The organism is Bradyrhizobium sp. HKCCYLS3070, assembly GCF_051167575.1.
Classification (GTDB): Bacteria; Pseudomonadota; Alphaproteobacteria; order Rhizobiales; family Xanthobacteraceae; genus Bradyrhizobium.
Genome location: NZ_JBNPTI010000002.1, coordinates 372,763 through 394,429, shown reverse-complemented (window position 1 = coordinate 394,429; position 21,667 = coordinate 372,763). Strand labels below are relative to the sequence as shown.

Sequence of the window (21,667 nt, the reverse complement as noted above, 5' to 3'; positions counted from 1 at the left end):
ATCGGTGACTACGACCGCAAAGACACACGCTGCATTTTACTTGTTCCCACGCGGAACTTTCGAAGTTCCAACCAGTTTCCTCGGCGAAGGCAGAGCACGTTGTCGCCCCGCTGCCGGGCACTGGAGGGAAGCACATGTCCATCGGAACTATCATCCTCATCATTCTCATCATCGCCCTGCTCGGCGGCTTTTCCGGCATCGGCGGCGGTCCGTTCTACGGCACCGGCTACTACGGCGGCGGCGGCCTCGGCCTGATCATCGTCATCGTGCTGATTCTCGTCCTGCTCGGACGCATCTGATCCGATCGATCTCATAGCCATCCAACTGATCAGCTCGGGCTGACGTGGCCGCGCCACGTCGGCCTGGCCTTGATTGCGCCCCCGCATCGTATCCCTTACACTTCGTTCGCGAGCTTCCTCATCGCCGGCTTGATCGCTCCGGCCGCGTCGTCATAGCCCTCCCACGCCTTGGTCTTGGGCAAGAGCGCCGGCGCGGTTCGGACCGTGTACCGCTCGGGTTCGAGCCCGTTCTTCACCTGCGCCCAGGTCAGCGGCATCGACACGGTGGCGCCTTCGCGAGCGCGCGGCGACAGCACGGCGACCGCCGTCGACATCCGGTCGTTGCGCAGATAGTCGAGGAAGATCTTCCCCTTGCGCAGCTTCTTCGACATGTTGAGCAGGTACTGCTCCGGGCGGTCGTTCGCCATCCATTGGCACACGCCCTGTGCAAACGCCTTCGCTTCGGGCCAGCTCACCTTGTCGCGCGCTCCGTGCAGCAACGGCGTCACCACATGCAGACCCTTGCCGCCCGTGGTCTTGCAGAAGCTATCGAGTCCGAGGCTCTTCAAGCGCTGGCGCATCTCCTTGGCGGCCGCGATCACCTCCTCGAACGCGACGTTCGGCGCCGGATCGAGATCGAACACCAGCCGACCCGGCACGTCATAGGCGTCCGGCGCGCAATTCCATGGATGCAGCTCGACGGCGGCGACCTGGGCCACCGCGATCAATCCCTCGACGCGGTCGATCTGCAGATACGGTTTGCGGTCGCCCGAGACCTTGACCAGCTCCAGCAGGTCCGACATGCCCTGCATGCCGTGCCGCTGGAAGAATTTTTCGCCACCGATGCCATCAGGCGCACGCACGATCGAGCACGGCCGCCCCCTCAGATGCCCGATCATCCAGTTGCCGACGGCTTCCAGATAGGTCGCAAGATCAAGCTTGGTGACGGGCTCGCCGTCGCCGGCGTCCGGCCACAGCGCCTTGTCGGGCTTGGAGATTGCAACGCCCATCACGGTCGCCGAGCCCTTCGTGCGTGACGGCGTCTTGTGCAGCGTGGTGCCGACGGTCGCGATGCTCGCGGCGGCCCGCGCCACCGGCCTGGCAACCTTCGTCGTCACCACCGGCGCCTCGGCAACGACCTCGCGGGCCGGCTTGTCCTCGCGCAGTCCCTTGAACGAGGCCTGCCTGACATTGCCGTCGCCGGTGAAGCCGGCAAACTCGATCTCGGCGACCAGCTCGGGCTTGAGCCAATGCACGTCACGCGACTTGCGCGGCGCGTTCTTGCCGCTGAACGGGCTCTTGTCGGATGCCGCCGCCTTCAGCGCCGGCATGATCTCCTTCACCGTGTCCTGGCCGAAGCCGGTGCCGACGATCCCGACATAAGCGAGATGATCGTCCTTGTTGACGCCGACCATCAACGATCGGAATTTGCCGTTGGTCGTCTTCCAGCCGCCGATGACGACCTCGTGGCCGGGCCTGGTCTTGGCTTTGGTCCAGCTCTCCGTCCGTCCCGAATGATAGGCCGAGTCCAACTTCTTCGAGACGATTCCTTCGAGGTTCAGCTTGCGCGCCGACTCCAGCACGGCTTCGCCGTCGCTCTCGAAATGCTCGACGTAGCGGATCCGCGGTGTCTTGCCCTTGATATGCGCCTTCAGCAGCTTCGCCAGCCGTGCCTTGCGCTCGCGCAACGGCTGGCGGCGCAGGTCGAACTCCTCGGCGAACATCAGGTCGAAGGCGAAGAAGATCAGCTCGTCGGTTTCACCCGCCGAGATCGCCGCCTGCAGGGCGGAGAAGTTCGGATTGCCGTCCTTGTCGAGCGCGACGATCTCGCCGTCGATGATCGCGTCCGGCAGCTTCGCAGCCTCCTCCGCAATCGCGCCGAACTTGGCGGTCCAGTCCAGGCCCTTGCGGGTCTTCAAGGTCGCCTCGCCGTTCTCGACCCGGATCTGGACGCGGTAGCCGTCGAACTTGATCTCGTGCGCCCAGCCCTCGCCGCTCGGCGGTTGCGCGACCGACGTGCAAAGCTCGGGCAGCACGAAGTCGGGCAGCGACGATACCGTCTTCGGCGCAACGCGGGCTTTGGTGCCGTTTGCCTTCTCGGCCCTCGCTTTCGGTGATGAGGCCTTCGTAGTCGGCTTGGTTTCGCTGTCACTGCGGTTGGAGTGCCACACCGCATCCGCGTTCATGCGCTGCGTCTTGGCGAGCATGAACGGCTTCGGCGCCTTGCCCTTGCCGGCCGCGATCTGCTCCATCGTGCGGCCCGAGGCGACCGACTTGTCGGCATCCAGGATATCGTTGGCCTCGCCTTCCCGGGCAAACTCGTCGCGATGCTTGATCAGCAGCCAATTGGTCCGCTTGCCGCCGGTGCGATCGTGGCGCATCCGCACCAGCACCCAGCTGCCATGCAGCTTTTCGCCCTCGAGAGTGAATTTGAGATCGCCCTTCTTGAACCCGCGCTCCGGGTCCTCGCTGTCCCAATAGCCGCGGTCCCACAGCATGACGGTGCCGCCGCCATACTCGCCTTCCGGGATCGTACCTTCGAAATCGCCGTAGTCGAGCGGATGATCCTCGACCTCGACCGCCAGCCGCTTGTCGTGCGGATCGAGCGACGGCCCCTTGGTGACGGCCCACGACTTGAAGACGCCGTCGAATTCGAGCCGCAGGTCGTAGTGCAGGCGCGTTGCATCATGCTTCTGGATGACGAAGCGCGGCCGCGCCGTACGCGCGACCTTGGCGTCGCCGGACGGCTCCGCCGTCTTGTCGAAATCGCGCTTCTTGCGATAGGTGGAAAGCTTCCCGAGCGCCACGGTGATCCCTCGCGTTGAGTGGTAGCGTAGCAAAGCCGGCGAACTCGTGGAACCGGCCGCATCGGCAGGATAACTTCGGGCAAAGTTCCGCGTTCCCGCGGCTCATGGAGGGCCCAGGCTGTGCTGGCGTCCGCCCTCTGCCAGTCGAGAGGGCGCAGGGAAGGCCGGGAGCTCGCCGCCCCCATGGCCCGCCTGCAGAAAGAAATGCAGGCGGCAGGTACCACAGGTGCAGCCGAGACATCCCGGCCCTCCCTGCGCGACGGCTTTAACGGCTGCTTCGCGTTCTCCCCGGTGCGCCGGGCTTGTTGGCCACCGTGTCGCGACAATGCGCCTGCGCGCATTGCGCTGGATACCAGCATCGGGGTATCAGGACCGCGCGACTTGACCGTGCATGCCGGATTGTTCGTCGGCGCGACTGAATCACGCTGCAACCCGGCACACCCATCGCATTCCGCTGCCGACGTCCGTGACGACCGCGATACGTCCCCTCCGACGCAACGGAACGGGTCGGACCATAATGCTGATTTTACGAAGTCGTCAAGCGAATTATTTTTTCCCGAAGCGACCTTCGCCGGGCCCATGGAACCCACACCGATGCTTGCCCGTTGCAGCCTCGTCCGGATTGTCCAAGGAGACCACGATGGCCCCCCGCGCCTACTGGAAAGGCTCGCTCAAACTCTCGCTCGTCAGCTGCCCCGTCGTGCTCTATCCGGCGTCGACGTCGGTCGAGAAGACGCGCTTCCATCTGATCAACCGCGAGACCGGCAACCGGCTCAAGCAGCAGATGGTGGACGCCGAGACCGGCGACATCGTCGAGGGCGACCAGAAGGGCCGCGGCTATGAACTCGCCAAGGGACAGTATGTCGAGATCGAGCCGGAGGAGCTCGAGGCGGTCCAGATCGAGAGCAACCATACGATCGACATCGACAGCTTCGTGCCGCGCGACGAGATCGACCAGCGCTATCTCAACCACCCCTACTACATCGCCCCCGACGGCAAGGCGGCGCTCGACGCCTTCGCGGTCATCCGCGACGCCATGAAGGACCAGGAGCGCGTGGCGCTGGCGCGGATCGTGCTGACCAACCGTGAGCACGTCATCGCCATCGAGCCGATGGGCAAGGGCATGCTCGGCACCACGCTGCGCTTTCCCTATGAGCTGCGCGACGAAGCCGAGTTCTTCGACGACATCAGGGCGCCGAAGATCAGCAAGGACATGGTCGAGCTGGCCGGCCACATCTTGCAGACCAAGGCAGCCCATTTCGACCCCTCGGAGTTCAAGGACCAGTACGAGACCGCGCTGAAGGCGCTGGTGAAGCGCAAGGCCTCGGGCAAGCCGATCAAGCTGCCGGAGCCGGCGGAGCGGCCCGACAACGTCGTCAGCCTGATGGATGCGCTGAAGCAGAGCCTGAACGGCAAGAGCGGAAAAAAGACCGCGCGTGCGGCGTCGCGGCGGACGAGCACGCATCGACGCCCGGCGAAGAAGGCGCATCGGTCGGCGGCGCGGCAGAGGAAGGCGGGGTGAAAGCCAGCAGCTGCCTGCGTGGCGCAAGCGGCCTCCACACCCACCGCCGTCGTCCCGGCGAACGCCGGGACCCATACTCCGCGGCGGGTGTTGTAAGACAAGACTTGTCCCACATCCCGCGCAATAACATCTCCCTGGGGTTATGGGTCCCGGCGTTCGCCGGGACGACAGCGGAGAATTTTGCGACGGCTGCGGGTCATGGCGTGCGCGATGATCGTAGCCCGAATGATCGCCTCGTCAGCTCTTCTTCGACTTCTTCTTCGTCGTTTTCTTGGTAGTCTTCTTCGTGCTCTTCTTGCTCGCCTTCTTGGCCGTCTTCTTCGCCGAGGCCCTCGCGCTCTTTTTCGCGGGCACCTTCTTGCCTTCGCGGCGCGCCTCCGACAGGCCGATCGCGATGGCCTGCTTGCGGCTCTTGACCTTGCGACCGGAACCGCCGCTGCGCAGCGTGCCGGCCTTGCGCTTCTTCATGGCCCGGCCGACCTTGGCCGATGCCTTGCGCGAGTATTGTCGTGCCATGAACATCCTCCCGATTGCGACACGTAAACCGCGTCGGCGAGACGAAAGTTCCAAAGCGCAAGCTGATGCCGCGTACCTCCACCCATGCTTTCACGATCGCGGGAATCGAAGCCCGTCGATACATCGAGATTCCAATGCAGCTTCGCGCTCATCGTTTCGATGACGGATAGACCGAGAAGCCAATCAGACGTTCTGATCCGCTGCATGAGGCGCAACTGGACAAGGCGACGGTCCGAATGATGCGTCCCTGGCCTCTTCCTCAGTCAGCAATTTCAGGAGCACCGTCCGCTTGGACTCATCGTTGAATTCAGCGAGACGTTTCCTGAACAGGATGAGGTTCTGCAGATGAATGTATTCTTCCATGACCGACCTCACTGATGGGAGCCAAGAACGACGTCGATGGACGAACGGCAAACGAAATCCAGGTGTGCAATATCTTTGATCTCATCGGGTCTTCCGAACCCGTCAAGGTCTGGATCTTGTGCTGCGATCTCGAACAGTCCCTGCAGGCTGAAAGATCGAACGCGCAGAACCCCTCACCGGGACATAGGCCGGCCTTCATGCCAAAGCGGCACCGCAACGCGTCGGGCTGACCTTGATTGAGATGAATTTCGGGCATGATGCTCTTCCCAGTATCGCCGATGACAATCTCTGCGCCGCAGTCGGCAGCCTCGCCCCCCCAAATTCAGATCGTGTTCTGACAAGCCGAGACATGGCACGTCCCGTGTTTACACCGTCGTGCATGCAAACGCACGATCAGCTGCGCCGATGAGGTGGCACGACCGCGGTCTCGATCATCCGTTGATCCAGAGAACGGGCGCCTGCGGACGTACTGTGCCGCAGCGCGAGATGACCGGCTGGTCAAAATTGCTCGAAAATATAACGAAACGAGCTGATGCCGCCCGCGGGACACGCAAGCTCGCCCATCGAATGGCGATGCCAACGCCCCTGACACACAGGACCAGTCGGCCGATACGGCCAAAGCTCAGTCCGGCGCGCGCAGCCGATAGCCGATGCCGGTCTCGGTCAATACGAATTGCGGGCGCTCGGGATCGGCCTCGATCTTCTGCCGCAGCTGACGCACATAGACGCGCAGATATTGCGCGTCGGTCAATTCGTCCCACAGCTCCTTGAGCAGGAAGCGGTGCGTCAGCACCTTGCCGGCGTGCTGCACGAGCACGCGCAGCAGATCGTACTCCTTCGGCGACAGCTTGATCTCGCGCTCGCCGACCTTGACGATGCGGCGCACCAGATCGACGGAGAGATCGCCGGTGCGGAACACCGGCCGCTCGCCCTGCACCTGCAACTGGTGCCGCAGCGCCGCGCGCAGCCGCGCCAGCAGCTCGTCCATGCCGAACGGCTTGGTGATGTAGTCGTCGGCCCCGAGATCGAGCGCCTGGACCTTGCCCGCCTCGTCGCCGCGGCTGGACAGCACCACGACCGGCACGGCCTCGTTGCGGCCACGGATGGTTCGCAGCAGCTCGAGCCCGTCGACGTCGGGCAGGCCAAGGTCGAGAATGATCAGCGCCGGCTCCTGGCCCAACAGCTCCAGCGCGATCCTGCCGTTCGAGGCTTCGAGAATCTCGTAGCCCTGCGTGGTCAGGCCCATCCGCAGCAGCTTGCGGATCGGCGGCTCGTCGTCGATCACGAGCACCTTGATCGGAGCGCCGGTCATGCGGCCGTATCCAGCGGTCTGGCCTGCGCGGGCACGGGCAGGCGGATGGTGAGGACCGCGCCGGGCCGATCGGTGCGGTTGCCGGCGAAGATGCGGCCATGCATCGCCTCGATGAAGCCGCGCGAGATCGCGAGCCCCAGACCGGTGCCGGGCCGCACCTGGTCGCCCTTCTGCACGCGATAGAACTTGTCGAACACGTGCTCGACCTCCGCGGCGGGAATGCCGTCGCCTTCGTCACGGATCTCGAGCATGACCCAGTTGTTGTCGCGGGCCGCGCGGATCGCGATCGAGGTCTCGGGAGGCGCATATTTGGCGGCGTTGTCGAGCAGATTGAATAGCACCTGCTCGAACAGCACCGCGTCGACCTCGACCATCGGCAGATCGGGGGCCAGCTCCAGCGAGACATGATGACCGGCGAGGATCTTGCTCGCGCGCCGCAGCGCGCTGCCGACGATCTCGCCGACGTCGTGGCGCGCGGCGTTCGGCACGATCGCGCCCGATTCCAGCTTGGTCATGTCCAGGAGATTGGCGATGAAGCGGTTGAGCCGTTCGGATTCGTCGATGACGGTGGCAAGCAGGTCGAGCTTCTCCTTGTCGGACAGCTGGGCCGCGAGATCGCGCATCGTCGAGGCCGCGCCGAGCACGGAGGCGAGTGGCGTCTTCAGATCGTGCGAGATCGAGGTGAGCAGTGCCGAGCGCAGCCGGTCCTGCTCCATGGTGCGCTTGACCTTGTCCATGTCTTCGACCAGCAGCACGCGCTCGATCGCGAGCGCGCCCTGGTCGACCAGGGCATCGAGCAGCCGGCGCTGGTCCGGCGTCAGCAGCGGCCCGGTGCGATCGTCATCAATGCCGATGACGCCGATCGAGCCGCGCCCCGTGCGCATCGGCAGGAACAGCCGCTTGGCGCCCGGCAGCGTGTCGGAGCCGCGCCCGGCGGCGCGGTCGTTGCTCCAGGCCCAGCTCGCGGCGGCGAGGTCGGCGTCGTCGAGCTGATCCTCCGGCGGGTAGCCGGTCATGACCGTGAGCTTGCCGTCCTGCGGCAGCAGCAGCACGACCCGTACCTTCAGCATCAACGCCGCCTGATAGGCCGTGGCCCACAGCACGTCATCGAGGGTCGCGGTGCCCGCAAGCTTGCGGCTGAAGGCATAGAGCTGCTCGGTGGTCCGGACGCGGTGGGTGGCGGCGTCAGCCTGAACGCGAACGCGCGCGGCGACGTTGGACACCAGGATCGCGATCAACATGAAGAAGAAGAACGCGCCGATGTTGGTCGGATCGGTGATCGTGAACGTATACAGCGGCGGCAGGAAGAAGAAGTTGTAGCAGAGCGAGGCGGCGAGGCTCGCCAGCAGTGACGGCCACAGGCCGTAGCGTGCGGCGACGCCGACCACGGCCGTGAGGAACACCAGATCGACGTTCTCGATGCCGAAGACGGGCTGGATCAGCTCGGCGAGGCCAAGGCCGACAGCCGTGATCAGCAGCGCCTTCAGATAGGGCTTCGGCTGCAGCGGCTCGCTGCGCGCTCGCGTCTGGACCGAGCTGCTCGTGGTGTCCGGCGCCTCCTCGCCGGCGATGACGTGGATGCTGATGTTGCCGGCGCCCCTGACGAGGTCGTGGACCACGGAGCCCCTGATGATCTCGAACAGGCGCGAGCGGCTCGACTTGCCGATGATGATCTGGGTGACGTTGTTGGCCTGCGCGAAGTTGATGAGGTCATCCGCGATACGCCGGCCGACGCCCGGAATCGTCAGCGCCTCGCCGCCGAGAGTCTCGGCCAGCCGCAGCGTATCGGCGAGCCGGTCGCGCTGCTTGTCCGTGAGTTGCAGGTTGCGCCGGGTCTCGATGGTAACGGCGGTCCACGGCGCGTGGACGCGGTCGGCGAGCCGCTTGGTGTAGCGCACCAGCCCTGTCGCTCGCGGGTCCTCCGACACGCAGACGAGGATGCGCTCGCCGGCTGCCCAGGGGCCGGCGATGGCATTGGCTTGCATGTGGGTGAGCAGTTGCTCGTCGACGCGCTCGGCCGTCCGGCGCAGCGCGAGCTCGCGCAGCGCGGTCAGGTTGCCGGGCGAGAAATAATGCTCCAGCGCCCGCTCTGCCTGCTTGGGTACATAAACCTTGCCCTCCTTCAGTCGCTGGATCAGATCGTCGGGCGTGAGGTCGATCAGTTCGATGGCGTCGGCGCGGTCGAGGACCGAGTCCGGGACGGTCTCGCGCACGCGCACATGGGTGATCTGGGCGACGACGTCGTTGAGGCTCTCGATGTGCTGGACGTTGACCGCCGTGTAGACGTCGATGCCGTGCGACAGCAGCTCCTCGACGTCGAGATAGCGCTTGGGGTGGCGGCTGCCCACCGCATTGGTATGCGCGAGCTCGTCGACGATCGCGAGCTTGGGGCGGCGCGCGATCACGGCATCCAGATCCATCTCCTCGACGATCTGGTCCTTGTAGGAAATACGTTTGCGCGGGACGATCTCCAGGCCGCGCACCAGCGCCTCGGTCTCGGCGCGGCCATGCGTCTCGACGAAGCCGATCACGACGTCGACGCCGGCCCTCAGCTTGGCATGCGCGCTCGACAGCATCTCATAGGTCTTGCCGACGCCGGGGGCGGCGCCGACGAAGATCTTGAGCTTGCCGGCAGGACTGTCCTCCCGCCGGGCCGCTTCGAGCAGGGCCTCCGGCGAGGGACGTTGGTCAGGATCGCGGCGTTGACTGGCCATGCGGCATTATAGACGGAGGGACCTCGGCGCCAAGGCCAAGACCTTCAGGGCGTCATTGCGGTTTGGCAGCATCGAGTGCCAGGTTGAGCGCAAGCACGTTAACGCGGGGTTCGCCGAGCAGTCCGAGCAGACGGCCCTGGGTCTGCCGGGCGATCACGGCCTGGACGCTCGCCTCCGGCAAGCCGCGTGCCTTGGCCACCCGCGGCACCTGGAACAGCGCCGCCTCCGGCGAGATGTCCGGATCGAGCCCGCTCGCCGAGGTCGTCACCAGATCGACCGGCACGGCCTGCGCGGGATTCTCCGCCTTCAGCTTGTCGACGTCCTCCTTGACGCGGTCGGCCAGCGCCTTGCTGGTCGGGCCGAGATTGGAGCCGGACGAGTTGGCGGCGTTGTAGGGCGCAGAAACCGTCTTGGTGGAGTCGTTCGGATCGGCGGCCGAGGTCGCCGACGGACGGCCGTGGAAATATTTGTCGTCCTTGAACTCCTGACCGATCAGCGCCGATCCGATCACCTTGCCGTTGCGCGTGATCAGGCTGCCCTCGGCCTGCGCCGGAAAGATGGTGCCGGCGACGACGGTCATGGCGAGCGGGTAGAGCAGCCCGGTGATCAGGGTCAGCGCGAGCAGGACCAAGATGGCGGGACGGATTTCTTTGAGCATGGGAATCTCCTGTGTCTCCCGTCATTGCGAGGAGCGAAGCGACGAAGCAATCCAGAGTCGCGTGGCCCGAGACAGTCCTGGATTGCTTCGCTTCGCTCGCAATGACGGCGGTTGGGGCCTCAGGCCAGATGCAAGGCGGTCACGATCAGGTCGATCGCCTTGATGCCGATGAAGGGGATGATGATGCCGCCCAGCCCGTAGATCATCAGGTTACGGCCGAGCAGCGCGCCGGCGCCGATGGCGCGGTAGGCGACGCCCTTCAGCGCCAGCGGGATCAGCGCGATGATGACGAGCGCGTTGAAGATGATCGCCGACAGGATCGCGCTCTGCGGGCTCGCCAGGCTCATGACGTTCAGCACATTGAGTTGCGGGTAGAACGCCAGGAACATCGCCGGGATGATCGCGAAATACTTCGCGACGTCGTTGGCGATCGAGAACGTCGTCAGCGCGCCGCGCGTCATCAAGAGCTGCTTGCCGATCTCCACCACCTCGATCAGCTTGGTCGGGTTGGAGTCGAGGTCGACCATGTTGCCGGCCTCGCGCGCGGCTTGCGTGCCGGTGTTCATGGCGACGCCGACATCGGCCTGCGCCAGCGCCGGCGCATCGTTGGTGCCGTCGCCGCACATCGCCACCAGCTTGCCCTTGGCCTGCTCGTCGCGGATGAGCTTGAGCTTGTCCTCAGGCGTCGCCTGCGCCAGGAAATCATCGACGCCGGCTTCGGCGGCGATCGCCGCCGCGGTCATCGGGTTGTCGCCGGTGATCATGATGGTGCGGATGCCCATCCGACGCAGCTCGGCGAAGCGTTCGCGGATGCCGCCCTTGACGATGTCCTTGAGCTGGACGACGCCGAGCAGGCGCCCGTCCCTGGCGACCGCGAGCGGCGTGCCGCCGGATTTGGCGATGTCGTCGGAGATGGCACGGATCTCGCGGACAAGCTCGCTCTCGACCGGCTGGACCACGCGCACCGTGTTGCCGGAGACGGGCTGGGTCGGGCCGCCGCCGATGGAGTTGAGGATGGCGTCGACCGCACCCTTGCGCACCGAGGAGCCGCCGGCATCGACGCCGCTCATGCGGGTCTGCGCCGTGAACGGCACGAAGGTGGCGCCGAGCTCGGCCATGTCGCGGCCGCGGATGCCGTATTTGTCCTTGGCCAGCACCACGATCGAGCGGCCCTCCGGTGTCTCGTCGGCGAGCGAGGCGAGCTGCGCCGCGTCGGCGAGCTCCTGCTCGCTCACGCCCTTGACGGGACGGAATGCAGTCGCCTGGCGATTGCCGAGCGTGATGGTGCCGGTCTTGTCGAGCAGGAGCGTATCGACGTCGCCGGCGGCCTCGACCGCGCGGCCCGACATCGCCAGCACGTTGAAGCGCACCAGGCGGTCCATGCCGGCGATGCCGATCGCCGACAGCAGCGCGCCGATCGTGGTCGGGATCAAGGTCACGAACAGCGCCACCTGCACCACCACCGAGATCGAGCCGCCGGCATAGGCCGCGTAGCTCGGGATCGTCACCGTCGCGAACACGAAGATGATGGTGAGGCCGGCGAGCAGGATGTTGAGCGCGATCTCGTTCGGCGTCTTCTGCCGCTCCGCGCCCTCGACCAGCTTGATCATGCGGTCGATGAAGGTCGAGCCTTGCGCGGCCGTGATCCTGACGCGGATCCAGTCCGACAGCACCTGCGTGCCGCCGGTCACCGCCGAGCGGTCGCCGCCGGATTCGCGGATGACGGGCGCGGATTCGCCGGTGATGGCGGCCTCGTTGACCGAGGCGACGCCCTCGATCACCTCGCCGTCGGAAGGGATGGTGTCGCCGGCCTCGACCAGCACGAGATCGCCGACCTTCAGGCTGGTGCCGGGCACGAGCTTGTAGGTGTGATCGGCCGGGTTCGTGCCCGTCAGCAGCTTGGCCTGGCTCTCGGTGCGCGTCTTGCGCAGCGAATCCGCCTGCGCCTTGCCGCGGCCTTCGGCGACGGCTTCGGCGAAATTGGCGAATAGCACGGTGAACCACAGCCAGAGAATGATCTGGAAGGTGAAGCCGAGATTCGCTCCGCCGGTCACGACGTCGCGCAGAAAGATCACCGTGGTGAGCGCGGCGACGACCTCGACCACGAACATCACCGGGTTTCTGATCATCAGCCGCGGGTCGAGCTTGACAACCGCGGCCTTGATGGCCGGCAGCACGATCTTCGGGTCGAGCATCGTCGACATCGACGAGCGCTTCTGCAGTTTCATGGTGTCCATGGAGGTTGCTCCGAGATCAGAACACGGTGCCGGCGGCCATCGCGAGATGCTCGACGATCGGACCGAGGGCGAGAGCCGGGAAGAAGGTGAGGCCGCCGATGATCAGGATGACGCCGACCACGAGGCCGACGAACAGGCCGCCCGTGGTCGGGAACGTGCCGGCCGAGGGCGGGATCGACTTCTTCCCGGCGAGCGAGCCCGCGATCGCCATCGCCGGAATGATCATGAAGAAGCGGCCGACGAACATCGAGGACGCGAGCGTGAGGTTGTAGAAGAAGGTGTTGCCCGTGAGTCCTGCGAATGCCGAGCCGTTGTTGGCGGTCGCGGAAGTGTAGGCGTAGAGCACCTCGGTGAAGCCGTGCGGACCGGCATTGGCCATCGACGCGACGGCCGAGGGCAGCACCACCGCGACCGCGGTCCAGCCGAGATACATCAGCGGCAGCACCAGGATCGCCAGCATCGCCATCTTGACCTCGCGCGCCTCGATCTTCTTGCCGACATATTCCGGCGTGCGCCCGACCATCAGGCCGGCGACGAAGATCGCGAGCACGACGAACAGCAGTATGCCGTAGAGCCCGGCGCCGACGCCGCCTATGATGATCTCGCCGAGCTGCATGTTGATCAGCGGGATCATGCCGCCCAGCGCGGTGAAGCTGTCATGCATGGCATTGACCGCGCCGCAGGAGGCGGCCGTCGTGATCACGGCGAACAGTGACGACGCGACGATGCCGAAGCGGACCTCCTTGCCTTCCATGTTGCCGCCCGTCAGTCCGAGCGCGTTCAACGTGGTCGTACTGTTGGCCTCGGCCCAGTAGGTGATGGCGACGCCGGCGATGAACAGGACGCCCATCACGGCGAGGAGCGCCCAGCCCTGGCGCTGGTTGCCGACCATGCGGCCGAACACGTTGGTCAGCGCGGCACCGAGCGCGAAGATCGAGAGCATCTGGATGAAGTTCGACAGCGCGTTCGGGTTCTCGAACGGATGCGCGGCGTTGGCATTGAAGAAGCCGCCGCCATTGGTGCCGAGCATCTTGATCGCGACCTGCGAGGCCACCGGGCCGACCGCGATGGTCTGCTTCGCCCCTTCCAGCGTCGTGGCCTCGACATAGGGCCCGAGCGTCTGCGGGATGCCCTGCCAGACCAGGAACAGCGTGTAGACGATGCAGAGCGGCAGCAGCACATAGAGCGTGCATCGGACGACGTCGACCCAGAAATTGCCGACGGTCCGCGCCGAGGCGCGTGAGAAGCCGCGGATCAGCGCGATCGCGAGCACGATGCCGGTCGCGGCCGACAGGAAGTTCTGGTGCGTGAGCCCGAGCATCTGCACGAGATAGGAGAGTGTGCTCTCGCCGCCGTAGTTCTGCCAATTGGTGTTGGTCAGGAAGCTGATCGCGGTGTTGAAGGAGAGATCCTCGGCGACCGCTGACTGTCCAGCGGGATTGAACGGCAGCACGGCCTGCAAGCGCATCACGCCGTAGATGATCAGGAAGCCGCCGACATGGAACAGCAGCATCGCGACCGTGTAGGTCAGCCAATGCTGCTCGCGGCGCTCGTCGACGCCGCCGATCCAGTAGATTGCGGACTCGACCGGCCGCAGCACCGGCGACAGGAAGGTGCGCTCGCCATTGAAGACGCGCGTCATGTACCAGCCGAGCGGCTTGGCAAGCGCGACGATGACGGCGCAGTAGAGCAGGATCTGGATCCAGCCGATCACAGTCATGGGGATGTTGTCCTTGAAGGTGCGACGGTGGCGGTCAGAACCGCTCGGGCCGCAACAGCGCGTAGGTGAGGTAGATCAGAAGGCCGAGCGATACCGCGCCGGCGAGCGAATAGTCGAAGATCATGGCTCGTCTCCTAGAGCCGCTCGCAGGCGTAGGTGTAGCCGATCGCCAGGGCGAACAAGCCGGCGGCCAGCGCCAGCATCAGGATGTCCAACATGGGTGTGCTCCTCATGCGCGCGAACGACGCGCAACGCTTGGAGCGGCCGGGAGCGCCGGTGCGGCCACGGTCCGCTCCATGGCGGACAGATGGCATCCGACCTCATAGGTTTTCGAGACAGCACTGCCGACAGAGTTATAGGAATCTCATAAAGACCGCGGCGTTCTCCCGCCCCCCGGCAGAACCGCGCGGCCGCAGCCGCATATGAACCGGCCATGCCGCCGAGGCGTCTTTATGCGCCGGCTATTTCTTCCCGCCTTCGCCCCTCTCGCATTCCTACGCCGCCGTCGACCACATTGCCGATCAAGGCCCATCGGGCCATCGCTCACTGACGACGGGAGGCCGGCATGGCTGCCTTGACGACACGACCGGATGTGCCCGAGCGGGTACAACTCGCGCAGACCACGACGGCGATGCTGACGGCCCTGCTTGGCGAAGACGAGGGCGTCTCACCGTTGTCGGCGCGAGGGCGACGCCGGCTGCGGATCGCACGATTGCTGGAGACCGACGCGCGGATCGATGCCGCACTGGAGCTCGTCGCGCTGCAATTGCCACGATGGCAGCTCCGGCGCATCGCCTATGATGACGGCGAATGGCACTGCGCATTGTCGCAACAACGCGAATTGCCGGACTGGCTCGATCATTGCGTCGAAGCCCGCCACGCCGATCTCGCCCTCGCCATTCTCCACGCAGCCGCCGAGGCCCGCCGTCTCGAGCCCGGCGTCTCGCAGACTGACGCAAGGCGCGGCGTCCAGGCCGAACCGGGGCTTGCCGACCTGCTCTGCTGCGACAACTTCTGAGCCGGTGTTACCTGCGCGACGCTGATCTCCACCGACAAGCCCGCTGAGCGTCCGGCGGCCAGGGTCCTGCTGCGATTTGTGCTGCGACTAGCAATCCTCATCCTGTTCGCCACGTTCGGCCGCATCGGCTTCGGTCGCAGCCTCGCCGCCCTGCTCTGGATGACCATGATCCTGTGTGCCATGCTTGCGGTGCTGCGCCGCGAGGGCGTGTTCGCCGCGGGCCTGAACCATTGGGACGAAATGATCGGCTACACCGCGCTCTTTTGCGCGGCGATGGCGCTGATTCAGTCGTCCGGAAACCAAGCCCCCGCGCCGCAAAAAAAAGGGGCGGCCGATCCGGCCGCCCCGCTTGTCTCATCGCCGATCGGTCAGAAGATCTTGACCGCGCTTTCCAACGTCTTCCAGACACCCCATGCCAGCGGCACGCCGACAAAGGCCCAGAACAGGGCGGCCTTGACGTCGAGACCGCCCTTGCCGATGCCGAACGACCCGTGCTGGATCGCCGACTCGTTCTTGGCGAGCTCTGCCTGGTACTTCGCGACTTCGTCCGCGCTCATGTTCCACTTGTCATCGACAGGCTTGATCAGGAAGTTGCAGATCAGGCCGGCGAGCAGCATGGCGCAGAGAATATACATCGTCGTGTTGTACAGCTGGTCGCGCGGCACGCCGGCGGCAAGCTGGAACTCGCGGATGTAGTTGACGACCACCGGACCGATGATGCCGGCCGTCGCCCAGGCCGTCAGCAGACGGCCGTGGATGGCGCCCACGAACTGGGTGCCGAACAGGTCGGCCAGATAGGCAGGCACCGTCGCGAAGCCGCCGCCATACATCGAGAGGATGATGGCGAAGGCCGCCACGAACAACAGCTTCGAACCCATCGCTGCGAAGGTCGGCGCCAGCGCATAGAGCACGATGCCGATCAGGAAGAAGCAGTAATAGGTGTTCTTGCGGCCGATGTGGTCCGACAGCGACGCCCAGAAGAAGCGGCCGCCGATGTTGAACAACGACAACAGGCCGGCGAAGCCTGCCGCGATGCCCGCGATCGCGGCCTTCTGGCCGGCGTCGAGCTGATTGAAGCTGACGTCGGGCAAACCGATCAGCTTGCCGGCGAAGATCTCCTGCAGCATCGGCGAGGCCATGCCGATCACGCCGATACCGGCCGACACGTTCAAGCAGAGCACCCACCAGACCAGCCAGAACTGCGGAGTCTTGTGCGCGTTGTCGAGGTGCACATGGTGCTCCGAGATCATTGCCTTCTTGACCGCAGGCGGCGTCCAGCCTTCGGGCTGCCAGCCCACCGGAGCGACGCGATAGGCAAAGGCACCGATCATCATGAAGACGAAGTAGATCACGCCCATCGTGACGAAAGTCTCCCAGACACCCACCGAGGTCGGGGTCTTGAAGTAGTTCATCAGCAGGTTGGCGAGCGGAGCACCGATCATCGCGCCGCCGCCGAAGCCCATGATGGCCATGCCGGTCGCCATGCCGCGCCGGTCCGGGAACCATTTCACCAGGGTCGACACCGGCGAGATGTAGCCGAGGCCGAGGCCGATGCCGCCGATGACGCCGGCACCGAGCCACATCATCCAGAGCTGGTGAACATAGATGCCGAGCGCCGCGATCAGGAGGCCACCGCCCCAGCAGCAGGCCGCGACGGCACCCGCCTTGCGCGGTCCGGCCCGCTCGAGCCAGCCGCCCCAGACGGCAGCGGAGCCGCCCAGCAGCACGGAGAACAGGGTGTACATCCAGCCGAGGCTCGCGACCTTCCAGTCGCAGGTCGTCGTGAACAGCTCCTGCACCAGGGTCATGTCCGGGCAGGCCTGGGTCTTGGTCACGCCGATCGCGCGCGACAACGGCAGCCAGAACACCGAGAAGCCATAGGCCATGCCGATGCAGAGATGGATGCACAGCGCAGCCGGAGGAACCAGCCAGCGGTTGAACCCCGCCTTGGCGACCGTGTGCTCACGATCGAAGATCCCCGCCTGCGCGCCCGGGAGCGTGCCCGCGCTTTCAATGGTAGCCATGCATCCCTCCCCTACGGACTCTCGTCCAACGCAACAACGTCATGTTCTGTCCCCTTGATCAGAATCAATACGCCCACTCACCCCGCCCGCTATCGCGTACCAGAGCAGTCTTGCAACGCACAAACGCTCATCACTGCCTCGATGCGCATAACACCCCACCCGAGACGTTATGCCCTCACCATTCTTGTGCCGCTGGTCTGCCTGGCCCGCTCCCCAGCGGGCATGACTCGCCCCCCGCAACCTCCGCGGAAGCGCCCCAATTGGTGCAGAACCGAGGCAAATTGTCGATAGTAAAATGGTAATAATCGGTCAATCTTGGTGGATTGATCGCACTGCAGCGCGAATGTGTTGCTAACACACACACAAATTCACGTGCAACCAACGCGACCGCCACTCACGGCTGTAGTCATGTTGCTCTCGATTACTTTCTCGACGCGTCACGACCATCCCTGATGAAATCAACTAATGAGATGTGCCGACCATCAGCATGCGCGCGCTCGCGGAAACGTGAAGAAGAACAACTTGTCCTTGCCTTGCAACAGCGTCGCAAGCCTGGACTGAGAACGCGGCATTGTTGTGAGCTCGGGTTGGCGCCGCTGCGACGATAGGAAGCAGCGCGATCTCTTGACAGTCCGACCAAGACCGCGCGCGAACTACGTAGTTCGAGCAACCCGCAGCAGAGGATGTTCACCGCCGCACGGATCCGGCCGCTTCCGCGGCCTTCTCGATCCGAAATAGGATGCCGCGCTCAGTGCGATCGACGCTCTCGACCCGATCTCCGGTCTCCCGGACCAGATTCGGGATGTCGATCACGGCAAGCGGGTCGGTACAGCACACTTCGAGCCGCTCTCCCGCCTTGAGCGTCTGCAGCGCCTTCCGGGTCTTCAGCACCGGCAATGGGCACTTCAGGCCCGTCAGATCCAGCCTCGTCATCATGCGCGCGACCATGGAGAAGCGGTTCCGGCACGTCAACCGGGGCGGCACCATCCTATGGAACTCGGAGCAGGGTTGGATGCCAGAAGCGATGAGTGCGAGCTCGAGCGAGTTCCATCACGGAACACCAGGTTTGTCGCACAGCGCGAGAACGTCCGCCCGCGGCGTCGCCAGATGTTGGACGAGCGCCGCGATCGCCGGGATGTCGTCGAGATGAACGCGCGGCAACGCCGTCTCGACATCGCCGTCGCTGGCGAGCCCGACAATGCCTGGATCGTCGGGAAACAGCAGCGGCTTGCCATTGGCCGTGCGATGCACCTCGATGCGCCGATGCGGCCCGGCCTTGTACCCTTCGATGACGACCAGATCGACGGGAGACAACTTCGCCAGAAGCTCCGCGAGTGCGGGCTCCCTTGCGCCGCGCAGCTCGTGCATCAGCGCCCAGCGCGTGCCCGACGCGACGAGGACCTCCTCGGCCCCGGCCTCGCGATGCCGCCACGAATCCTTACCCGGGACGTCGACGTCGAACTTGTGATGGGCGTGCTTGATCACCGAGACGCGCAGTCCCTGCCCCCTGAGATGAGGAATCAGCCGCGTCAGCAGCGTGGTCTTGCCGGCGCCGCTCCAGCCGGCGAGGCCGATGACTTTCATCGCGGTCTCCAGAAAGGCCCCGGCGTTTTCGTACAGCCAGGAGCGCGGGATCGATCGATGGCCCGAAGGCCCCGTGGAACGCCACGTCCACTCTTGGCGATGTCATGCCAGCAGCCCCATGGACCAGGCAAGGGCCGTGGGGAGGGCCATGCCGGCATGGCCGCCGGGCAGGCGCAAATGGTGGATCGCGCGCGGCGCAACGCTGACGCCCTGGCAGCAGTCGTGGTAACGAACCCGCGATGACAGCCATGACCTCGACTTCGATCCCCGGCGTGCTGCTCGCCGGCGGTCGCGCGCAGCGGATGGGCGGCGGCGACAAGCCGTTGCGCATGGTCGACGGCCGCACCATCCTCGAGCGCGCGATCGCGCGGCTGGCGCCGCAGTGCAGCCGGCTGATCCTCAACGCCAATGGCGACCCCGCGCGGTTCGCAGGCAACGGCCTGTCCGTCGTTCCGGATGGCGTCGCAGGCTTCCCCGGCCCGCTCGCCGGCATTCTCGCCGGCCTCGACTGGGTCGCGGCGCACATGCCGGAGGCCCGGTGGATGCTGAGCGCCGCCGGCGACTGCCCATTCCTACCGCGTGATCTCGTCGCGCGGCTGGCGACAGCACGGGCGGCCGAGCAGGCCAAGCTGGCGTTGGCGGCGTCCGGCGGACAGATCCACCCGGTGATCGGACTGTGGCCGGTCGGGCTGCGCGAGGATCTCCGGCACGCCCTGGTCGCGGAGGACATCCGGAAGGTCACCCGCTTCACGGCGCGCTACAAGGTCGCGACCGTGAGCTGGCCGACGGTGCCGCTGGATCCGTTCTTCAATGCCAATACCGCAGTCGACCTCGCCGAGGCGGAGCGGCTCGCAGCTCTCGAGGATTGAGGACGCCTGATGGACGCGACAACCATCGTTCGCCGCGCCGTGCTTGCCGTTGCCGCGCTGAATCTCGGATATTTCGGCATCGAGTTCGCCGTGGCGCTGGCGATCGGCTCGGTGTCGCTGTTCGCCGACAGCGTCGACTTTCTGGAGGATGCCTCGGTCAACATCCTGATTGCGCTGGCGCTGCGCTGGAGCGCGCCGCGGCGGGCGCTGCTCGGCAAGGTGCTGGCGCTGATCCTGCTGGCGCCGGCGGTCGCCGGACTGTGGACCGCCGGCGAGAAGTTCTTCACGCCGATCGTACCCGCACCGCTGCCGCTCACCGTGACCGGCCTCGGCGCGCTGATCGTCAATCTCGGCTGCGCGTTGATCCTGGCGCGGGTCAGGGACCACCAGGGCAGCCTCACCCGCGCCGCCTTCCTGTCCGCACGCAACGACGCCTTCGCCAACATCGCGATCATCGCGGTCGGTCTCGTGACCGCCTTTGTGTGGCCCTCGATCTGGCCCGACCTGATCGTGGGCGTCGGTATCGCGCTCATGAATGCGGACGCCGCACGCGAGGTGTGGGAGGCTGCGCACGAAGAGCAAAAGACCGCCAAGGCCTGAACGGCCGAGAATCCTGCGCGCGCGCGACGACCTCACTGCTTGCGGCATTGCAGCGCACGGGATCGCTCCACCGCTCCGCCGTCCGGCATGATTGACGGCCGCCCTGGATTGATTGCAGATAGGCGGACCGGCCGGCAGAGCCGGAACAAACAACGGCGTCACGCCGCTACCGGTGGAGGACTGATTGCAACTCAGCTGTTTGAAGCGGGCGGCGTGGGCCGCAGCCGCGCTGCTGGTCACGACCGCCGCGCAGGCCGAGATCTCCGACAACGTCGTCAAGATCGGCGTGCTCAGCGACATGAACGGCCCGGCCTCGACGCCGACCGGACAAGGCTCCGTCACCGCGGCGCAGATGGCGGTCGATGATTTCGGCGGCAAGGTGCTGGACAAGCCGATCAGCGTCATCGTCGGCGATCATCAGCTCAAGCCCGACATCGGTGCCGCGATCGCGCGCCGCTGGTACGACACCGAGCAGGTCGATCTCATCGTCGACGTGCCGGTCTCCGCGGTGGGTCTCGCCGTGCAGACCATCGCCACCGAGAAGAAGAAGCTGTTCATCACCCAGTCGACCGGTGCCGCCGATTTTCACGGCAAGTTCTGCTCGCCCTACGCGATGCAATGGGTGTTCGACACCCGCGCACTCGCCACCGGCACGGCGAAGGAGGTCGTCAAGCGCGGCGGCGACAGCTGGTTCTTCATCACCGACGACTACGCCTTCGGCCATTCGCTGGAGCGCGACGCCTCCAGCGTCGTCACCGCCAATGGCGGCAAGGTCGTGGGCGCGGTGCGGCCGCCATTCGCGACGCCCGATCTGTCGTCCTTCATCCTGCAGGCGCAGGCCTCCAAGGCCAAGATCATCGGCATCGCCGCCGGCCCGCCCAACAACATGAACGAGATCAAGACCGCATCCGAGTTCGGCCTGCTCAAGGGAGGCCAGCAGATGGCGGCGCTGCTCGCGCTGGTCACCGACATCCATTCGCTCGGCCTGCCGGCGGCGCAGGGGCTCCTGCTCACCACCTCGTTCTACTGGGACATGGACGCCAAGACGCGCGAATGGTCGAAGCGCTATTTCGCCAAGATGAACCGGATGCCGACGATGTGGCAGGCCGGCGTCTACTCCGCCGTCATGCACTATCTCAACGCCATCAAGGCGGCGGGCAGCGACGATCCCCTCGCGGTCGCCGCGAAGATGCGGGACACGCCGGTCGAGGACTTCTTCGCCCGCAACGGCAAGCTGCGAGCCGACAATCTGATGGTGCATGATCTCGTGCTGGCGCAGGTCAAATCGCCGGAGGAGAGCAAATATCCCTGGGACTACTACAAGATCCTCGCGACCATCAAAGGCGATGACGCGTTCGGCCCGCCGGATCCGGCGTGCCCGCTGATCAAGAAGTGACGGCGCACTGAACGATCGGCGGCCGGGGCGACCGGGCCGCCGCATGCGA

At 65.5% G+C, this 21,667-nt stretch carries 19 protein-coding genes; 6 read left to right on the top strand and 13 right to left on the bottom strand.

Going from position 1 to position 21,667, the window contains the following annotated elements; translation table 11 throughout:
• Positions 1-134 precede the first annotated feature (134 nt).
• Positions 135-299 (top strand): DUF3309 family protein, encoded by a 165-nt coding sequence (locus ACQR03_RS10490; RefSeq protein ID WP_006614022.1) that lies wholly within the window; start codon positions 135-137, stop codon positions 297-299.
• Positions 300-394: 95 nt separating this feature from the next.
• Here the strand turns inward: ACQR03_RS10490 and ligD are convergent, their stop codons facing one another.
• On the bottom strand, positions 395-3,085 hold the full coding sequence (ligD, locus tag ACQR03_RS10485; RefSeq protein WP_434841316.1) for a DNA ligase D: 2,691 nt from the start codon (positions 3,083-3,085) through the stop codon (positions 395-397).
• Between the two features lie 640 nt (positions 3,086-3,725).
• Here ligD and ACQR03_RS10480 point away from each other — a divergent pair.
• Positions 3,726-4,607, top strand: a complete 882-nt coding sequence (locus tag ACQR03_RS10480; RefSeq protein ID WP_434841317.1) for a Ku protein — start codon at positions 3,726-3,728, stop codon at positions 4,605-4,607.
• A 237-nt stretch (positions 4,608-4,844) separates the two neighbouring features.
• On the opposite strand, the gene ACQR03_RS10475 is transcribed toward ACQR03_RS10480, so the two are convergent.
• The 8 genes from ACQR03_RS10475 to ACQR03_RS10440 all read right to left on the bottom strand — a co-directional run bounded on the left by ACQR03_RS10475 (position 4,845) and on the right by ACQR03_RS10440 (position 14,251).
• A complete protein-coding gene (locus tag ACQR03_RS10475) occupies positions 4,845-5,123 on the bottom strand; it encodes a DUF6496 domain-containing protein (protein ID WP_315750196.1) in 279 nt (92 codons plus the stop codon).
• 183 nt (positions 5,124-5,306) lie between these two features.
• Complete coding sequence (locus tag ACQR03_RS10470; RefSeq protein WP_315717991.1) at positions 5,307-5,486, bottom strand: hypothetical protein; 180 nt, start codon at positions 5,484-5,486, stop codon at positions 5,307-5,309.
• Positions 5,487-6,108: 622 nt separating this feature from the next.
• On the bottom strand, positions 6,109-6,798 hold the full coding sequence (locus ACQR03_RS10465) for a response regulator transcription factor (protein ID WP_315750195.1): 690 nt from the start codon (positions 6,796-6,798) through the stop codon (positions 6,109-6,111).
• Positions 6,795-9,512 (bottom strand): DUF4118 domain-containing protein, encoded by a 2,718-nt coding sequence (locus ACQR03_RS10460; RefSeq protein WP_434841318.1) that lies wholly within the window; start codon positions 9,510-9,512, stop codon positions 6,795-6,797. The genes ACQR03_RS10465 and ACQR03_RS10460 overlap by 4 nt, the downstream gene beginning before the upstream one ends.
• 52 nt (positions 9,513-9,564) lie before the next feature.
• A complete protein-coding gene (locus ACQR03_RS10455) occupies positions 9,565-10,170 on the bottom strand; it encodes a K(+)-transporting ATPase subunit C (RefSeq protein ID WP_315717986.1) in 606 nt (201 codons plus the stop codon).
• Between the two features lie 119 nt (positions 10,171-10,289).
• A complete protein-coding gene (gene kdpB, locus ACQR03_RS10450) occupies positions 10,290-12,407 on the bottom strand; it encodes a potassium-transporting ATPase subunit KdpB (protein WP_434841319.1) in 2,118 nt (705 codons plus the stop codon).
• 16 nt (positions 12,408-12,423) lie between these two features.
• Positions 12,424-14,127, bottom strand: a complete 1,704-nt coding sequence (kdpA, locus tag ACQR03_RS10445) for a potassium-transporting ATPase subunit KdpA (RefSeq protein ID WP_434841320.1) — start codon at positions 14,125-14,127, stop codon at positions 12,424-12,426.
• Positions 14,128-14,161: 34 nt separating this feature from the next.
• A complete protein-coding gene (locus tag ACQR03_RS10440; protein ID WP_042340291.1) occupies positions 14,162-14,251 on the bottom strand; it encodes a K(+)-transporting ATPase subunit F in 90 nt (29 codons plus the stop codon).
• Between the two features lie 441 nt (positions 14,252-14,692).
• Here ACQR03_RS10440 and ACQR03_RS10435 point away from each other — a divergent pair, with 441 nt between their 5' ends.
• Positions 14,693-15,145 (top strand): hypothetical protein, encoded by a 453-nt coding sequence (locus ACQR03_RS10435; protein ID WP_315717983.1) that lies wholly within the window; start codon positions 14,693-14,695, stop codon positions 15,143-15,145.
• 87 nt (positions 15,146-15,232) lie between these two features.
• On the opposite strand, the gene ACQR03_RS10430 is transcribed toward ACQR03_RS10435, so the two are convergent.
• The 4 genes from ACQR03_RS10430 to mobB form a co-directional block, all read right to left on the bottom strand.
• Positions 15,233-15,448, bottom strand: a complete 216-nt coding sequence (locus ACQR03_RS10430) for a hypothetical protein (protein WP_434841321.1) — start codon at positions 15,446-15,448, stop codon at positions 15,233-15,235.
• Between the two features lie 65 nt (positions 15,449-15,513).
• On the bottom strand, positions 15,514-17,169 hold the full coding sequence (locus ACQR03_RS10425) for an OFA family MFS transporter (protein ID WP_434925365.1): 1,656 nt from the start codon (positions 17,167-17,169) through the stop codon (positions 15,514-15,516).
• Between the two features lie 687 nt (positions 17,170-17,856).
• Complete coding sequence (locus tag ACQR03_RS10420; protein ID WP_316201197.1) at positions 17,857-18,117, bottom strand: sulfurtransferase TusA family protein; 261 nt, start codon at positions 18,115-18,117, stop codon at positions 17,857-17,859.
• Positions 18,118-18,219: 102 nt separating this feature from the next.
• The gene (mobB, locus tag ACQR03_RS10415) at positions 18,220-18,753 is read right to left on the bottom strand and encodes a molybdopterin-guanine dinucleotide biosynthesis protein B (protein WP_315717978.1); all 534 of its coding nucleotides are present in this window, start codon (positions 18,751-18,753) and stop codon (positions 18,220-18,222) included.
• A gap of 239 nt (positions 18,754-18,992) precedes the next feature.
• Between mobB and mobA the strand changes: the two genes are divergently transcribed.
• The 3 genes from mobA to ACQR03_RS10400 all read left to right on the top strand — a co-directional run bounded on the left by mobA (position 18,993) and on the right by ACQR03_RS10400 (position 21,618).
• Entirely contained in the window at positions 18,993-19,622 is a 630-nt protein-coding gene (gene mobA / locus ACQR03_RS10410) for a molybdenum cofactor guanylyltransferase MobA (protein ID WP_316201199.1), read from the top strand.
• A gap of 9 nt (positions 19,623-19,631) precedes the next feature.
• A complete protein-coding gene (locus ACQR03_RS10405) occupies positions 19,632-20,222 on the top strand; it encodes a cation transporter (RefSeq protein ID WP_315717976.1) in 591 nt (196 codons plus the stop codon).
• Between the two features lie 184 nt (positions 20,223-20,406).
• On the top strand, positions 20,407-21,618 hold the full coding sequence (locus ACQR03_RS10400; protein ID WP_434841322.1) for an ABC transporter substrate-binding protein: 1,212 nt from the start codon (positions 20,407-20,409) through the stop codon (positions 21,616-21,618).
• The last annotated feature ends 49 nt before the right edge of the window (positions 21,619-21,667 follow it).

What these genes read in the sequence shown, in the direction of transcription:
- ACQR03_RS10490 (WP_006614022.1), top strand. Translation starts at nt 135, where the DNA reads ATGTCCATCGGAACTATCATCCTCATCATTCTCATCATCGCCCTGCTC.
- ACQR03_RS10480 (WP_434841317.1), top strand. Translation starts at nt 3,726, where the DNA reads ATGGCCCCCCGCGCCTACTGGAAAGGCTCGCTCAAACTCTCGCTCGTC.
- ACQR03_RS10475 (WP_315750196.1), bottom strand. Translation starts at nt 5,123, where the DNA reads ATGGCACGACAATACTCGCGCAAGGCATCGGCCAAGGTCGGCCGGGCC.
- ACQR03_RS10470 (WP_315717991.1), bottom strand. Translation starts at nt 5,486, where the DNA reads ATGGAAGAATACATTCATCTGCAGAACCTCATCCTGTTCAGGAAACGT.
- ACQR03_RS10465 (WP_315750195.1), bottom strand. Translation starts at nt 6,798, where the DNA reads ATGACCGGCGCTCCGATCAAGGTGCTCGTGATCGACGACGAGCCGCCG.
- ACQR03_RS10460 (WP_434841318.1), bottom strand. Translation starts at nt 9,512, where the DNA reads ATGGCCAGTCAACGCCGCGATCCTGACCAACGTCCCTCGCCGGAGGCC.
- ACQR03_RS10455 (WP_315717986.1), bottom strand. Translation starts at nt 10,170, where the DNA reads ATGCTCAAAGAAATCCGTCCCGCCATCTTGGTCCTGCTCGCGCTGACC.
- kdpB (WP_434841319.1), bottom strand. Translation starts at nt 12,407, where the DNA reads ATGGACACCATGAAACTGCAGAAGCGCTCGTCGATGTCGACGATGCTC.
- kdpA (WP_434841320.1), bottom strand. Translation starts at nt 14,127, where the DNA reads ATGACTGTGATCGGCTGGATCCAGATCCTGCTCTACTGCGCCGTCATC.
- ACQR03_RS10440 (WP_042340291.1), bottom strand. Translation starts at nt 14,251, where the DNA reads ATGATCTTCGACTATTCGCTCGCCGGCGCGGTATCGCTCGGCCTTCTG.
- ACQR03_RS10435 (WP_315717983.1), top strand. Translation starts at nt 14,693, where the DNA reads ATGGCTGCCTTGACGACACGACCGGATGTGCCCGAGCGGGTACAACTC.
- ACQR03_RS10425 (WP_434925365.1), bottom strand. Translation starts at nt 17,169, where the DNA reads ATGGCTACCATTGAAAGCGCGGGCACGCTCCCGGGCGCGCAGGCGGGG.
- ACQR03_RS10420 (WP_316201197.1), bottom strand. Translation starts at nt 18,117, where the DNA reads ATGGTCGCGCGCATGATGACGAGGCTGGATCTGACGGGCCTGAAGTGC.
- mobB (WP_315717978.1), bottom strand. Translation starts at nt 18,753, where the DNA reads ATGAAAGTCATCGGCCTCGCCGGCTGGAGCGGCGCCGGCAAGACCACG.
- mobA (WP_316201199.1), top strand. Translation starts at nt 18,993, where the DNA reads ATGACAGCCATGACCTCGACTTCGATCCCCGGCGTGCTGCTCGCCGGC.
- ACQR03_RS10405 (WP_315717976.1), top strand. Translation starts at nt 19,632, where the DNA reads ATGGACGCGACAACCATCGTTCGCCGCGCCGTGCTTGCCGTTGCCGCG.